The sequence below is a fragment of the Burkholderia aenigmatica genome, from assembly GCF_048627025.1.
GTDB classification, from domain to species: Bacteria; Pseudomonadota; Gammaproteobacteria; order Burkholderiales; family Burkholderiaceae; genus Burkholderia; species Burkholderia aenigmatica.
Genome location: NZ_CP184472.1, coordinates 57,504 through 72,245 on the forward strand (window position 1 = coordinate 57,504; position 14,742 = coordinate 72,245).

A 14,742-nucleotide genomic window follows, 5' to 3' on the forward strand; every position below is an offset into this window, starting at 1 on the left:
CGGCGAAGATCGCGGCACAAAATATTGACAAACTATTTCGCGAGAAATAGTATTCAACCGTCAGGCCGCGTTTGGCGGCGGATCCTAACCGGGGAACTCCAGATGCTTAAAGTAGCGGTGACGAATCAGAAGGGTGGCGTTGGAAAGACCACAACGGCGGTGCACCTCGCTGACTACGCGGCGAATGAGCTGGGTTTGCGAACGGCGCTCGTGGATGCCGACGAAGGTGACGTGTCGGAGGTGTTTCCGCAGACCGCTGTTTCTGCCGCGGCGCACGCACTGACGACAGGTGAGATTTTTCGGGGGAACCCGCGTGGGCTCCGGCCTCGCCAGGTGGGCGATCGCTTGTCCGTCGTCGACGCTGAGCCGGATTTGCTTGACCTTCATGACTTGCCGGTCGACGTACTTGCCGAGCTCGAGGTCGAGCTCGGCAAGCCGGATGGCGCGTTTGACATCACTCGCATGCGTAGTCTCTTCGGCGAGATTCAGGAGCGACTGACACTGCCGTTTGACGACGGGCTCGCGAGCATGGCGGCTGACTTTGACATTTGCATTATCGATACCCCTCCCCACCTCGCGCGGCGGGCACTCGGAGTGCTGTGCTCGGTGGATGCTGTCGTTACGCCGACGAATATTTCCGTCTTTACGATGGCGCGGATTGCGAAGTTGCAACAGACGCTTGATTCGATCAAGCGGGAGTTCAACCCGAATCTGAAGCAGGTCGGGTTTCTGATGTGCAAGATCAACAGCAAGTCGCCGAGCGAGCTCGGGGGTGTAGCGGCAATGCGCCAGGAATTCGGTGATTTGATTCTCAAGCAGGTGGTGATGGACCGCGTGAGCGTGTCCACGTCGCTCGCGCAAGGACGCCCCGTCTGGCGTGGCGCGAGCGCCGGCGCGCAGCGCGTGGCCGCGAAAGAGATGATCGCCGCGTGCGCGGAGGTCTTCGGTCGTCTCGGTATCACGAAGGAGGCCTAAATGAAAGAAAGTGTATTTGCGCGAAGCATCAAGAAGGCGTCGTCAGTTCAACGTTCGATCGAGGCGACCGCCGCCGGGGTCTCTATCCCTCAGCTGATCCATCCTTCGCGTATTCGCGTCCAGAAGCAGATTCGGGGTAAAGCGAATCCCGGGTTCAAGCGCGAGGCGCTTCTTGAACTTGCGGCCGACATAGAGAAGAACGGGCAAATTCAGGCCGCGACCGTCATCCCGGATCCGGAAGGAATTTCGGAATTCCTGCTTGTCGCGGGAGAACGTCGGAAGCTTGCATGTGAGTTGGGCAATTTTGACCTCCTCGCAGTTGTGCGGAATCTAACGTGGGAAGAAGCCCGCAGGGTGCAGATCTCCGAGAACTTGCAACGTGAAGACCTCACACAAGCGGAAGTCGCGGAGGCAGTCAAGGACGACTACGATCGGTTGGGTACATTGGAGCAAGTCGCCGAGCTCTGGACCAAGTCGATCAACTGGATTCACGAACGCCTGAAATTCGTCGAGGCGATCGAGGCAGACGGCGTCGCGAAAGAGGCAGTCACCGCCGGCGTCACCGGAGACGTGTCGACCATCAACGAGATTGCGAAGCTCGAGAAGCGTGACGTCGATGCAGCAAAACAGGTCGTTGACGCAGCAAAAGCGGATCCGAGCCTTAACGTGCGGCAGGCCGTGCGCAATGCGATCAAGCAGACCAAGCAGACCAAGCAGGCCGGTGGAACGACTCAGGTCGGAGGGAACACGGATAGTCGTGCGACGCAGGCAACCGCGTCCGATTCGGCTGCCGTGGCGGGAAGTGGTCGTGGGGAGGTTCTGGCGAGCCGTGCGTCGACGCTCGAGGAGGCCAGCGGCGCCCATAGCCCGCGCAGCGACGCCACCGACGTAGTCGAGACCGCGCCGAGTTCGCATGACGGAACGCGGGATGTTGAATCCGCCGGGGCGGCCGGGCCGGTCGACGACCTCGGTGCGGCCACTCGGGAACTGCCCAACCTTACTTCAGGGGACGAAGGCGCGCTGGCGGGAGATTCGACTCTTTCACTTGCGTCCTTTGCCAAGGCGGTGGTCGAGGGTGAAGCCGCGGTCGTGCGCAAGCTTGACGGCTTGTGGGTAGCGGAGACGGTGCTCGGTTCAGCGGAGGAGAAATTTGGTAACCTTGAGGATCTACTACTGCGCTTGGCGGCTGTGGGCCTCACGAAGATCGAGGTCGAGTGTCCGGTGGCATTCGCTTAACCCACGCCGGCTTGCGCGCATCAGCCCGACACGCATGCTGAACTACGAAAATTTTTCCACGATCAGGCTATCTGAGGAGCAATTCGCGCTGGCGATCGCGAAGAGCCCTCGCATGAGCGAGAAAACCCGAGCGATCGCAAAAGCTCTGCTCGTTGAGGGCCGGCGTCCAACTGACCTGGTGGAGACCTACGGTTTGACTAGGCAGCGACTGGGGCAGATTGCCTCGAAGGTCTACACAGACTACCTCGCGCACGCGATGTACCCGCCGGAGTGGATCACTGCGCAGGTGATTGCGCCTGCCGACCTGCTGGAAGATTTTCGGGAGAGAGTCGAGGCGCGACGCATCGAATACTTCACAAATCCCCCAGCCTCTGGAAAGTCGAAGGCGCGTTCGAAGAAGTCTGGGTAGTTTCGCAGCACGGCTGATGAAGGTGTCCGCCCGGCAAGTAAATGACCCGCCACGGACGTTTCCGAGGACGGGTCTTAGGTCTTCATGGGCTATCTTGTTGAGGTCGATGTCTCGATTTCGCTATTCGATGCATCGGATGGTCCTTGGGGACTGGCTGCTCGAGCTCTTTCAAGCTTTTCTGCGACCGGCGCACGTCGCAATCTACGGCTCCAACCCCCGAGCACGTGCGCTGGCGTGTACCAGGTACTCCACTCCTCCACTGTCAGCGAGTTCCCATGGACGACTATCGCCGGGATGTGTAGCAGCGAGAGTTGGAGATACGTCATATGTACGCAGCGCAGATCCACGTCAACGCAGGTCGCATGCATCACCTGCTGGTAATTGAAGCCACGCGCGTGAATTGCTTCGGCGGCCGCAATCACCATGCCACCCGCCCCAACGGCTGGCTCGAGGAGAGTGACGAAACCATTCTCCTCGATCGTCCGGCCGACGTCCTGCAGCGTCATGTCGGCCATTAGCACCGATACTTCGTATGGGGTGAAGAACTGCCCTGCCCGTGTGTTTCCCGCCTCCAATGCCATGAAAGTGGCGCCGAGGACGTCGGCAAGGTCACACGAGAGGGGGATCGCGCCGTCGCACTCGCCGCATGCCTGAAGCGCTTCGACACGCCGCTCGAAGGCCATCGTCAGCTCGCCTAGCATCGCAGGAAAGCGTGCGGCCTCTTCTTTCGAATAGCGTCCGTTGATCTTGCTCCATTGCGTTTCGCGCGCGTGATACTGGGCACGATCAACGGCGTTGCTGATTGCGAGCGCTGACATCTCGATGAAGTCTGAGAAGACGGTCGAGACGCGGTGGTTATATGAGAAGTGGTTGAGGAGGCCGAGGAGGCGCTTTTCATGGTGTTCAGCGGTCAGGTGGGCTGCAAGGGTCAAGGTCGATCTCCCGAGGAGGTTGAAAGGCAGAGCGACCTGAAATGCGGGGGGATGAGTGGAACGGGAAATGAAAAAAGCCCGTGGATACCGAGGTATCGCGCGGGCTATGGGTCAAGACAGTTTGCGCTGGAGGTGCCCTAGCGCTTCGTCACCTTTTGACGGCGAGTCAGCACGAGGAAGAGATACAGCGTCCCTCCCCTCGTTACCTTCCACCAGCCAGCAACGTCGTCGGTGTATTCGATCGTCTCGAAATTCGAGTCGAACGGTACGTCGAGATGACCTCGAAAGTCCGGTGAACGGCCAGTTCTCTTCGGCGCCGGAAGAAGCTGACCGTCAGCGAACAATCGAGCGTCGGTGTGGCTCAACGCACTGGTATGAAGTGTCACCGAGTTGTCCGCGTTCAGCACACCGCTGATCACGCCTCCCTCGAAGACGGTAGCTGCACCGGAGCGGCGACCTCCGGATTCGAACAAACAGACGGTCCGTTGATCGCTCGAATGCACGGGCGTGCCCGGACGTTGTCGCGGCGCCGATCTTTCCTTGGGCGTAACCGTCGAAGGTGCGGGCGTCTCCGGTTGGATGTTTCGGAAGCTCCCTCCTGCTTTGGGGGCTACCGAGCGCGGGGCGAGTCGGACACCATAGTTCGGAACTGCCTTATGTACAAAGGTTTGCTTCAGCATGGTGGATCTCCTAAGGTGCCTTGCGGCAAAGTCGTAGTATTCGGAGATGTGCTGTCGCAAGTGGAATGGAGAGACGGACGTTGAATTACAACGTGTGGGTCGCCGACGGGGAGCGCTTCACCTGCCCCGCCGGGACTTCGGTTCCGCATGCGCGAATCCGTACCGATCCCCGGGCCTCTTGTCGTTACTCGGCGGGTAGTGCCCTGACCCGATAGGACGACATCGCCTGCCTGAACAGTGCGTATGCCGAGTCGGCGCATGCATCTTCGAGTCGCCCATCCAGAACGAATATCCGCCGATTGGTCGGAAGACCTGCTCGCCGGACCAGTCGCCCGAGCCCTTGCTTGAAGCGGAATGCCGCTTCGAGGAGGTCCCACGGTACTCCGGGCCGATTCTGGATCCTCCATAGATGGGTGATGGATTGGTTCGTCCCGAATGGCAGGCGTGGGATCACGAGGTCCGTGAGCACGTTGTCCTCGTCGGCCGAAATGGCCTCGCCGTCAAAGAGGCGCGTCCACGGATCGTGTCCACCGACATCGAGTCCGGTCCATGCTCCCCCGACTGAGAGCCATATCGGGCGCAGACCGGCCCTGCGCAACTTCAAGAAGTCATGTACTTGGCGGCGCAACGGATATTCTTCGCGGGCGTGGACAAGGATCGTGTTCGCCGCGAACATTCGCTTCGCGAGGCCGTCGGCTGCCTTGTAGCTCGTCAGCAATACCAGCGTTCCCCCTTTTGCTGAAGCGTGATTCGACTCGATGACCGGCGCGAGGTTGTCTAGCCATTCCTCTTCCGCCTTCTGAAAGGCGTGGTCGGAAAGACGGTCCGCGCGCGTCGGCGGCCGAAGTGCTGCCGCGAGCTCCCCCGCCGTCCACAACCCGGCGACAGGAGCTGCGCTCCATGCTGCGTGGACCGGAGGGTACTCGATAGCGCGTTGCTCAGGTATCGCCAGAAGCATCCGCTGGTATCCGGCTGACGGACCACTCACACGTTTCAGATACAGGCTTGCCGATACGACTGCAGCGCCATCGAGTCGACCCCACATCGCCCGCAAAGTTGGCTCGACAGGACCGGTGCCTACGTATAGCTGCGGATAGATCCGCATGGGGGAGAAGCGCAAGAATGACCGTGAAAGAGCTGCACCCGTGGCATTTCGGATGGTTGCTGCGGCCACTTGTGCGTGCAGAGCGCTTCTAACGCGAGTCGGATCGGCAACAGTCATCAGTCGAGGATCCGGAAGGGCTTCCAGGCATTCGGCCACTCGCTGGAGCAGCACGCCCAGACGTCGAATCTGAGGGTCATTGCCGGACAGGTTTACGAAGTCATTTCGGACACCTTCGCCGACGGCGGAGATTTCAGTGACCAGTTGGTCGAGCCTCTCGATCGACTGTGCCGGGAGCTTCCCGCCGCTTCGCTTGTACTCGCGAAGGTGTCGAGCACACGCTTTGAGCGATACGTATCGGGATAGCGAGTTTGAGAAGGTTTGCTCGAGAAGGTGTCCTTCATCAACAATCAAGGCCCGGTAGTCTGGGAGGAGCCCTCGGTCCTCGGTGATCGAGTCAAACAGACTGCCTCGAGTTGCGTCGAGCTCGGCGAGCTGGGCTCGGATTGCGGTAGCGTCTGCGTTCGCGTCCCGGAGGCCTTTGACCGTCTCTCGGATCTCTCGATCGATCGCGCGGAAGTCTTCATCCCGGCCGGCAGCGTAGAGGCGGATCCGCATGTCCTGCGCAAGCATTGCATGCGTGCAGAGAACGACCTCGTTCTCATCGCCTTCATCGGATACAAGGAACTGCGCCCGATACGCACGATACCCCGCGTCATCGGGAGTATTGATGTCTGACAAGCGAACTTCGTCCACCGGGAAACCGGGAGCGATGCTTTCGAGAGAGCCGGCTAGCCACCTTGTATCGATGCCGGCCTGGTGATCCACGACTTTCCCGGCGGCCGCTAGCCATTCGCGTACCGCGTCCAGATCTGCAATCTCTCGCCGACGCGCGTGAGCATCCGCGAGAAACGCTTCGAGCGCACGTGCGCTGACGAACTCGCGGCGGCCGAACACGAGCCGCACCGTCGGTGCATCGGTGCGGCAGCGTTGTTGAAGCGCGGCCTCGGCTGCAAACTGCCGGATTAGCGCGATGGTCGGTGCGGCGATCGCCGCGCGCTTGCCGCGCGTTGAGACCCAGTCGAACGCGCTTGCGACGATCGCTCGGGTCTTTCCTACCCCGGTCCCTGCTTCGACCAGGCCAATCCCGCCCTCAGCCAGACAGTTTCGAATCATTCCGCCAACCCGAATTTGCTCCGGCCGGATCGTGACCTGAGGATCAGTGACCTGCAGCGCGCGGTTAAGCGCGACGATCGGATCACCCTCGTCCCACGATTCGGTCCTTGTAGTCCGCTCGTGCTGGCTCGCCGCGCCGATCAAGGCCCGTGCAAACGGTGCGGCGCCGAGCCTGGACTCACTCGCGCGCGCGCGCAGCACGCCGGCGTGAGGCTCAGCGAGGCTAATAAAGATCCGACGCCGCGCGCCCTCTTCTTCCGGCAACTGGGAGATCTCTTGTCCTCGACCCAATGCGTCGACCACAAGGGACTTCACCGCGCCTCGTACGCGCTCCTCGTCGTCCTGCATGCCAAGGTACTCGGGGATGGCTGCGGAAAGCCATCCATCGGGAATGGCGAGCGTCATGTTCAGGCTCATCAGAATTTCTCCGGGTCAAGACAAAAATCATTTCTGCAATTTCGGGTTGCCCAATACGATCAGTTTCGTTTTCGCATGATGTGACGGACATAGAGGCGATCGATGCGGGGACATCGGCAGTGTCGAGGTGTCGAGGAAATTGCAGAAATCATTTCTGCAAAACGGATTCGGTTTTTATGCTCGCCTCTGTTTCCGCACGAAATTGCGGTGAGTGGGATTGAACAACACGCTGGAGGATTCGATGAGAAAACAGACGTTGCTGCGGATCGGTCTGCCGGCCGACACCCAGATCTACGTGTCGCGGTACCGCGAGCTTCTGGCGAAGGAGGCAGGCGCTTCGGCAGCGCTCTTCCACTACTCTGCCGAGAACAAGACCCCGGCGCCGGGTATACCGGGCGTTCGGGTTGTCGGTGGCAAGCGCTGGTTGGGCATTCTCGCTGATGAGCAGAACGCCGGTGTTGTTTACGAGTCGATGGGCGCCGCGGTTCGTGCAGCCAGTCAGCTCGCGGGGCAGAACATTCCCGTTCACGTCGAGGAGCATGAGCTGAGCCTCAAACCTTGTCACGAGCCCCGACAATACTGGGTTCGTGAAATGGTTTTGAAGCGTCGCTCGCCCTCTGCTAGAGGTTCCGATCTAGAGGATCTCGTCCGACGTCGGTTGGTTGCCGGGATCGAGCGCATGGCCGCGTACTACGGTATCGACTGCCCCACCGATGAGCAGCTTGGGATCGAGGTGGAGGTCAAGCGAAACATCGGACTGCGACTGTCAACGGTCGACGGGCCCACCAACGAGTGGGTCACTCTCGTCGACGTTGCGTTCACTGCTCACCTCGAGCTCGATGGGTTCTGGTTTGTGGGCAATCTCACATCGCGCGGATACGGACGTGTTGGTCGCGATCTCGCCAGTCTTGCGGTCAATTTGAAACGCGAGCTTCAACGACCCCGGAGGTTTGCAGGATGAACGCCATGATCAGCCCGTCACGGCTCGCGGCGACCGCCGCCGGCCTTGGTCCCATCGAGTCAGCGGCAGCTCGTACGCCGGGGTGCTGCGCAATGTGCGGTCACGGTCATGCGATCGGCGACCCGGTGGCTCCGTTTGAACCGGACGCATCGTTTACCGATTACGGCGCGCTTCGCGCGCCTGCCTCGCGCGTGATTTGCGGCTGGTGTGCGGTCACATGGAGCGCGGACTTCACTCAGCGGTACACGAAGTCGGTGATTTGCAGCGAAGGTGTTTTCCCGGCTGCAAGCAATGAGCATATCGCGTACTGGTTGCTCAATCCGCCGGCGGGACAGTGGATCTTCATGCAGTCCGACCAAAAGCGGCAGCACCTGGTGTGGCGCATGCCGGTGAATACCTCGCGAGAGGTCTTCACGGTTCGGTATGGCGAGCTGCTGTTGACGGTGCGACGCAGCTACCTCGAGGAGGGAACCGCAGCTGCCAAGCGTCTCGCGGCTGCCGCGACTACCAATCGAAAAGTCAGGGGTGCCGCGCTGAAAAGCCCCTTCGTTCGCCTCTCCCGGGATCTGAGTGACCCGGCACACGGAGCGATTCGTGCGGACTTGTACGAGCTCGCCGAGAGCGATTCCGAGGTGAAGAAGGACATCGCATTCATTCACTCGCTGACGGCCGGCGAAATCTGGGGGCTCACGGCGACGTTGTACGTGTCGGATCCCCAGCGCCCCGAACGAAAGCTGCCGGCGACCGCCGCGCAGAAATGACCATGGTTGCTATCCGCATTCTTTCTGGAGAAATAGCATGACGATCACGAACCGCATTACCGGCACCCTGCAATTGACCCGCCCGCTCCACTGCGCAACCCCGGACGAATCGCTGAAGTCGTCCATGCCGGGTGTCGAGGCGAACACGGCGACACCGACCATGCAGCAACGAATTTTGACGCGACGTGGAATGGAACGTGTCCCGTACTTCCCGGGCAACGATTTGCGGGGCCGGCTGCGTCGGAAGGCTGCATCGATCGTGCTCGATCACGTTACTGCGTCGCGCAAGGTCAGGCTTGAGCTGTACGCGGGCCTCAACTGTGGCGCCGTGAGTGGCAAGCCGGAGAATGACGTAACGATCGAAGAGGTACTGAGGGCGCGCGAGAACGTCTATATGGGACTCTTCGGTGGAGGCACGCGAATCCTGCGCTCGCGCTTTCGCGTCGCCGATTTGCTGCCGATCATCGGTTCGACGATCGAATCCGGCGCCGTTCCGGCGGAGTATGGCGAAGAAAGTGATACGACGTGGCTCCCGAAGGACTTCTCGGGATCGGCCCCGCTGCGCGGAGACCAGCTGTTGATCGTTCAGCATCTGCTTCGCGTCGACGATGTGATGCGAGTATTGCGTCCCGACGAGCTCGAGAAGTATGTTGAGAGTGCCCAATCTGTCGTGGAGGCGTACCAGGGTGACCTGCTGCAAAAGCGGGTGCAGCGCGGTGACGATAAAAAGAAGGCCCAAAACAAGGAGATCGCCGCGAAGGATGTTCAGAAGAAATCTGACGTCGGCAACATGATGTCCATCCAGGCAATCGCGGCCGGCACACCGATGTACTTCCAGCTGGACTTCTCCGATGATGTCTCCGATGCCCACGTCGGTCTGATGCTGCTGTCGATTCGCGCGTTGGTTCGTGAGCAGGGTCTGGGCGGTTGGGTACGAACGGGGCTCGGTCAGTTCGGCGCGCGGCTGCGCCTCGATCGCGACGGGGAGTCGTTCCCGATCTTCGACACGGATGTCGCAGGTGCGGACGCGGCGCTGTCGGAAAGTGTCGGTCGGTACGTGACCGCCGCGCAAGATGCGCTGGCGACGCTTTCCGCGGAAGGGATGATGGATTTCTTCGCACCGCGCCAGTCCGCTGAAGAGGAGGCGTGACATGGTGCCGCTCAAGCTGACATGGACGCTCGCGACGCCGATGGTGGCCGGAGCGCATCCGCTCCATCTTGATGCGCTTATTGCATTTGCGATCACTGAGGAAGGTCTCCGTGCACTGGGGAAGGACGCGCGCGATCATCGGACGCTATTTGAATTCGCGCAGTCCCCTCTTCCGCTCGAGCGGGAGCAACGGGGTGATGCTTGGTGCTGGAAGGCGTCGGCGATTACCCCGGATGGCGACCCAGGGCCGCACTCGATGCGCTTCTGGACGCGGAAAACCGACGCCTACGACATGGCGCGTCGGATCGAGTCCGGGCAAATCGAAGGGCGATACCGCTTCCCTCTCAAGCCGTACGCCTACAAGGTAGACACGGTGCGTGGGCTTTTCAAACAGCAGTTCAAGTTTTTCCCGGTTCGCCAAGTTGCGCGACTGCAGGCCTGGTGCATCGGTGACGAGGATCGGCTGCTTGATCTTCTCGCGCCTGAAAGTGGTTATGTGACGCATCTGGGCGGAAAGGGGCGGATGGGGTATGGACGTATTGCCTCTTTTCACATCGAGCGAGATTCGGATGCGAGTGAGAGGTGGAAGCGTCGCGTGCTGCCGTGGCCGCATGACGGTGCGGAGCTTGTTCGGATGGCGACTCGGCCGCCCTATTGGGCGATCGAGACTAGAGCGGACGCGTATGTTTGTCCGGATTTGTTGGCATAGGTGGCGCTATGAGGGACAAGCTTGCATTTCCGATTCCGGTTGCCAACCGCACTTCCCTGCTCTACCTCGATCAACATGTCGTCGAGTGCGATGGCAACGCGCTAGTCGCGAGGGCCGGCGGGATGGAGACGGTGATTCTCGGTAGATTTTTCGAAGTTTTCTAAGCGGTCGAAGATACAACTGAATTCTGGCAGAGTGTGCCCCGCGCGAGCGGGGGTTGAAGGAGTTGTGTGCCCCATTTCAGATGCCAAAGTCGGTGTGCCCCGCGCGAGCGGGGGTTGAAGGGTGGGTTGGACGACAGAGGCCGCAACCTTGCCGTGTGCCCCGTGCGAGCGGGGTTGAAGGATGTGCACGATCAGGCGGATCGGACCGGCATAGTGTGCCCCGCGCGAGCGGGGGTTGAAGGGGAGACGATCCTCCGGATATTCGAGGGCAGTCGTGTGCCCCGCGCGAGCGGGGGTTGAAGGAGAGCGCATGCCAATCGTGGGAGTATGCAACCGTGTGCCCCGCGCGAGCGGGGGTTGAAGGAAAGCTGGTGAGGGAGGGGCGCGCGCCGCAACCGTGTGCCCCGCGAGCGCGGGGGTTGAAGGAGGACTGACTCTCCGGAAGGATGCCCATCATGGTGTGCCCTGCAAGCGCGTGGGTTGAAGGGTGTATTTGAGCGGCAGAGCCGTGTGAAACACGTTTGCCCTGCGAGCGCGGGGGTTGAGGGATGGCGCAGGCGAGCGGAGTTGAGGTGACTCGGTGTGCCCCGCATGCGCTGGGGTTGAAGGATCCGGATGAGCCACACGCATTCCTGCTACAGGTGTGCCCCGCAGCGCGGGGGTTGAAGGAAAAGTGGAATGGCGTGACAGCAAGGAAACAGGTGTGCCCCGCGTGAGCGGGGGTTGATGGTTGATTGTGAGTTTTCCGATTGCTTTCAAGGCGTGTGCCTCGCGTGAGCGGGGGTTGATGGGACAGTTGCGCAAGCGGACCAGTGGGGCTTTGGTGTGCCCCGCGTGAGCGGGGGTTGAAGGCTGCGCGTCGAAGCCCTGCGAGACGACCCACTGGTGTGCCCCGCGTGAGCGGGGGTTGAAGGTAGGCCTTGCACCACTTGCCGAGCAGGCTGCGGTGTGCCCCGCGCGAGCGCGGGTTGACGGTAGGCCAGCGCGCAGTTGCTGGCAACGATCCTGTGTGCCCCGCGCGAGCGGGGGTTGAAGGTTGTCCGCGTCCGGCTTCTTGGTGGCGCCTATGTGTGCCCTGCGCGAGCGGGGGTTGAAGGGTGGGTTGGACGACAGAGGCCGCAACCCTGCCGTGTGCCGGGTGAGGGACGACTGGGTTTTGGAGGCGGCCATCGGCGCGGTGCTCCTCGCTCGAGTGGAGGGACTTTTTGCGCCGCTGGCCGGTCCCGCTGGGGATGTGGGCTTGTGTGATGGATTCTTAGACGGAGCGCCAGGAGCAGGCTCGGAATTCGTTGTCTCCGCGATTTGTGCCGCGACGTGGTGAACCCGTATTGCAGTTACTCGGTGATCAAGAAGCGATCGCGATTCTTGGCTTTAGTGATCCATGCTGGTGCACGCCCTTTTCCAGACCACGTTGCACCGGTCTTCGGGTCGCGATATTTCGGAGTGCTCGGAGACTTCGCCCCCGGGGTGGTCGTTGCCCGCGGTCCACGCTTCCGACCGAAGACGTCCTGTGCGGTAAGCCCGTACTCGGCCACCTTGGCACGGATGTCGGCGAGGATCACTTCGATTTCCGCTGCTCGCAGCGCCTCGGCTTCGACGGCCAACGCGTCAATCTCTGCCTTCACTTCGGAATAGGTACGCTTTGTGGTTGCCATCACTCAATTTCCTGTTGTTTTTAACCGCCGGCGACCGGCCGACGTACGGGGCGCGCATGCGCCGTGTTCTAGTGAAACGCTATTGGCGGGCGTCATAATCGCTGCCATCAGAACGTAATCGTACTGGGTGGAACGTCGATCCCGTGGTAGTGACGAATCGCATCGCGAAACTCGGTCCACTCTGCTTCGCCCGCGGGTTCGTGTGTGCAAAACAGGCACTGAGAGGCGCCGGCCATCATTTCTTCTGTGGTTCGATGCACGTCGATCCCGAAACGCTTGCTGAATCGGCCCACGCATGAACCGTCGTGCGCTGTGACCCAAACGGTATCTCTCTTGGCCGAAACTTCGATGCTGTACTGTTTCATAATGTGTACGCTGGCTAGCGACGCTTGCCAGTGCCTGGCCCGCCTGCTTGTGCGGAATTCCAAACCGACCGAGCTTTCGGTCTCGTCCCAACAAACTCAACTCGAATCGGCCTTCCGTGTTCTTGCTGGATTTGAGCAATGAGTTGATTGTCGCGGGCTTTCTTTGCAGCTTTTGGGTTACGAATTCTGAGAATCGCCTGCTCCAACGAGATGCATTGGGTTCCCCACCGCTCGATTGACTTCTTGTGAGTGACGGGGTTACCTCGCGCAATCTTGCCGCGAAGCGTCTCTAAGTCAAGGGTGATGCGTGAAATGCGCTGCTCTCTGCTAGGCTTAATTTTTGTCATCTTCGTTTCCCTAGGTAGCACCCCATGCGCCAGGCGCGGCTTGAATTCTGCGATGGAGCTCGACAACCTCGACTACGAACGGGATCGCGTCTTCGGCGAAAAATTCGCGCGCATTGTTAAGCCGGAACGGAGCCAGGAGCTTATGAAGCGCGTGCTCGAGGAGATCGTAGCACTCGACTTCGTATGATGCGATCTCTTCGAACTTGAACATGGCTGCGGTCGTATAGAGTTGCCGAATACGGGTGGGAAGATCCTGAGTCGTGTAGCCGATTTTGACGATGCGCTTCCCGCTTTTTGTATATACCCCTGTTCCCAAGACATAGACAATTCCGGTCGTCTTCTCGGGATCCTCTCCTGCATCCAAATCTAGGGCTTCGTCGATCGCATCACTTGATTGAACCGAGACTCTGTACGGCTTTGTCGAGCGATCGATTGCGTAACGATCATCGTTTTTGACGGTAGTGTAAACGGATTGAAGCAGGGAATGATCTAGATCCTTCGAATGTCCGGCGGCGACAGCGCGCTGGGCCGATTCAATACCATAGAACTGAGGGTATTTCGATTTGACCTGGTCGCGGATCTGTTGAGGTGTCATGCTATCGAACGACATCGAGACGATGTCGAATACTGCATCTGGCAATTTCAATGTCTCTGTCCTCTGAAGTCTTCCTTAGATCAAGCGGCTTTCTGCGCGGTCTTCTCCCCGGTCAGATATCCAGAGGGAAATCGCGAGCCGGTAAGAAAGCTGGATCTGGTGGGAACGCTATCTGAATCAAAGGCATGACGAGCCCGCTCAACCATACGTCCAGTTGCCTGCACGCTTGGTCATCGGCGGCGTCAAGATCCTGTATGAAGCACCGTCAAAAGAGCGAGCCATTGCTCGGTGTCCCCTCGATCGACGTTTTGCGTTTCGACGCCCGCGGTGCAACTGCAACCGCATATTCGTCGGGCGGTAGCAGCGACAGAAACGTTCGCGCGACTTCCGGGTCCTCGCAGTTCAGCCAGTCGTCATATTGATCCGGACGCAGGATCACAACGCCACGCTTTTCTTTGAACGTGCCATCGTCATTCAGGTGCCGGTGAAACTGGCGCAGCACCGGGTGATCGTCAGCATTGACCGTCAACATGGACAGGCCGAATGTTTCGCCCCCGTCCGGCTCCGGCCAGCCGCGCCATATGCCGGCGACCGCAAACGGTTCGTCGTTCGCCACGCGAATGCCCCAGCGCTCCGACTTTTGTTTCAGGACAGCATTGATGACGTCCGGCCGATTGGGCACGTCGAGATCCGGTAGCGCCGGATAGCGCGGCTCGAACACGACGTCGGCTGGCAACAGCGCCAAGCGGCAGTTCAACCACGAATCCTTGAAATTCACCTTCTCGCCGACCGTCTCACTACGCGCGTTCATCGTGTCGAAATCGTGGCCCTTGATCTTCGATCGCGGCCGTATGCCGAATGTCCCCATCAGCGACTCGCGGCCGCCGTCAGCCGAGCGCCGGACGAAGGGGGCCGCGTAGTCGCGAAAGATCTCTGGCGGCCAATCAGCAGCCGGTGGATCGATCGCGAAGTGAGCCGCGTACCGGCTGCGCTGCGTCGCAACGTAATTCGTGCACATTCGAGCCCCTTTTCTGCGTTCCCTGTTGATGATACGCCGCGTGCTCAGCAATGCCACCTGCGGCGGGATTCAACCGTCCTTGCCGGCCAG

At 60.4% G+C, this 14,742-nt stretch carries 13 protein-coding genes and 1 CRISPR repeat array; of the genes, 7 read left to right on the plus strand and 6 right to left on the minus strand.

The window, feature by feature from the left end; all coding sequences use genetic code 11:
• Positions 1-102: 102 nt before the first annotated feature.
• Genes ACN8ZM_RS40025 through ACN8ZM_RS40035 form a run of 3 tightly spaced genes read left to right on the plus strand, consistent with a single transcriptional unit; the run spans position 103 to position 2,620 of the window.
• A complete protein-coding gene (locus ACN8ZM_RS40025; RefSeq protein ID WP_420213411.1) occupies positions 103-975 on the plus strand; it encodes a ParA family protein in 873 nt (290 codons plus the stop codon).
• Positions 976-2,211 carry a ParB/RepB/Spo0J family partition protein gene (locus ACN8ZM_RS40030; RefSeq protein WP_420213412.1) on the plus strand — a complete coding sequence of 412 codons (1,236 nt, stop codon included), beginning with the start codon at positions 976-978 and terminating at the stop codon, positions 2,209-2,211.
• A 34-nt stretch (positions 2,212-2,245) separates the two neighbouring features.
• Positions 2,246-2,620 carry a TrfB-related DNA-binding protein gene (locus tag ACN8ZM_RS40035; RefSeq protein WP_420213413.1) on the plus strand — a complete coding sequence of 125 codons (375 nt, stop codon included), beginning with the start codon at positions 2,246-2,248 and terminating at the stop codon, positions 2,618-2,620.
• Positions 2,621-2,709: 89 nt separating this feature from the next.
• On the opposite strand, the gene ACN8ZM_RS40040 is transcribed toward ACN8ZM_RS40035, so the two are convergent.
• The 3 genes from ACN8ZM_RS40040 to csf4 form a co-directional block, all read right to left on the minus strand.
• The gene (locus tag ACN8ZM_RS40040; RefSeq protein WP_420213414.1) at positions 2,710-3,552 is read right to left on the minus strand and encodes an N-6 DNA methylase; all 843 of its coding nucleotides are present in this window, start codon (positions 3,550-3,552) and stop codon (positions 2,710-2,712) included.
• A gap of 137 nt (positions 3,553-3,689) precedes the next feature.
• A complete protein-coding gene (locus ACN8ZM_RS40045) occupies positions 3,690-4,232 on the minus strand; it encodes a hypothetical protein (protein WP_420213415.1) in 543 nt (180 codons plus the stop codon).
• A 184-nt stretch (positions 4,233-4,416) separates the two neighbouring features.
• The gene (gene csf4 / locus ACN8ZM_RS40050; RefSeq protein ID WP_420213416.1) at positions 4,417-6,927 is read right to left on the minus strand and encodes a type IV CRISPR-associated DEAD/DEAH-box helicase Csf4; all 2,511 of its coding nucleotides are present in this window, start codon (positions 6,925-6,927) and stop codon (positions 4,417-4,419) included.
• Positions 6,928-7,144: 217 nt separating this feature from the next.
• On the opposite strand from csf4, the gene csf5 reads away from it, so the two are divergent.
• From csf5 to csf3, 4 genes are read left to right on the plus strand one after another with little or no spacing between them, the layout of a single operon-like run.
• The gene (gene csf5, locus ACN8ZM_RS40055) at positions 7,145-7,888 is read left to right on the plus strand and encodes a type IV CRISPR-associated endonuclease Csf5 (RefSeq protein WP_420213417.1); all 744 of its coding nucleotides are present in this window, start codon (positions 7,145-7,147) and stop codon (positions 7,886-7,888) included.
• Positions 7,885-8,649 carry a type IV CRISPR-associated protein Csf1 gene (gene csf1 / locus ACN8ZM_RS40060; protein WP_420213418.1) on the plus strand — a complete coding sequence of 255 codons (765 nt, stop codon included), beginning with the start codon at positions 7,885-7,887 and terminating at the stop codon, positions 8,647-8,649. The genes csf5 and csf1 overlap by 4 nt, the downstream gene beginning before the upstream one ends.
• Positions 8,650-8,686: 37 nt before the next feature.
• The gene (gene csf2, locus ACN8ZM_RS40065) at positions 8,687-9,799 is read left to right on the plus strand and encodes a type IV CRISPR-associated protein Csf2 (protein ID WP_420213419.1); all 1,113 of its coding nucleotides are present in this window, start codon (positions 8,687-8,689) and stop codon (positions 9,797-9,799) included.
• A gap of 1 nt (position 9,800) precedes the next feature.
• Positions 9,801-10,508, plus strand: a complete 708-nt coding sequence (gene csf3, locus ACN8ZM_RS40070) for a type IV CRISPR-associated protein Csf3 (RefSeq protein ID WP_420213420.1) — start codon at positions 9,801-9,803, stop codon at positions 10,506-10,508.
• An 865-nt stretch (positions 10,509-11,373) separates the two neighbouring features.
• A CRISPR array of direct repeats spans positions 11,374-11,769; the repeat unit is 29 nt; unit sequence GTGTGCCCCGCGCGAGCGGGGGTTGAAGG.
• Positions 11,770-12,006: 237 nt separating this feature from the next.
• Here csf3 and ACN8ZM_RS40075 read toward each other — a convergent pair.
• The 3 genes from ACN8ZM_RS40075 to ACN8ZM_RS40085 form a co-directional block, all read right to left on the minus strand.
• Entirely contained in the window at positions 12,007-12,327 is a 321-nt protein-coding gene (locus ACN8ZM_RS40075; RefSeq protein ID WP_420213421.1) for an H-NS histone family protein, read from the minus strand.
• A 722-nt stretch (positions 12,328-13,049) separates the two neighbouring features.
• Entirely contained in the window at positions 13,050-13,685 is a 636-nt protein-coding gene (locus ACN8ZM_RS40080) for a GIY-YIG nuclease family protein (RefSeq protein ID WP_420213422.1), read from the minus strand.
• 214 nt (positions 13,686-13,899) lie between these two features.
• Complete coding sequence (locus tag ACN8ZM_RS40085; RefSeq protein ID WP_420213423.1) at positions 13,900-14,652, minus strand: SOS response-associated peptidase family protein; 753 nt, start codon at positions 14,650-14,652, stop codon at positions 13,900-13,902.
• Positions 14,653-14,742 lie beyond the last annotated feature (90 nt).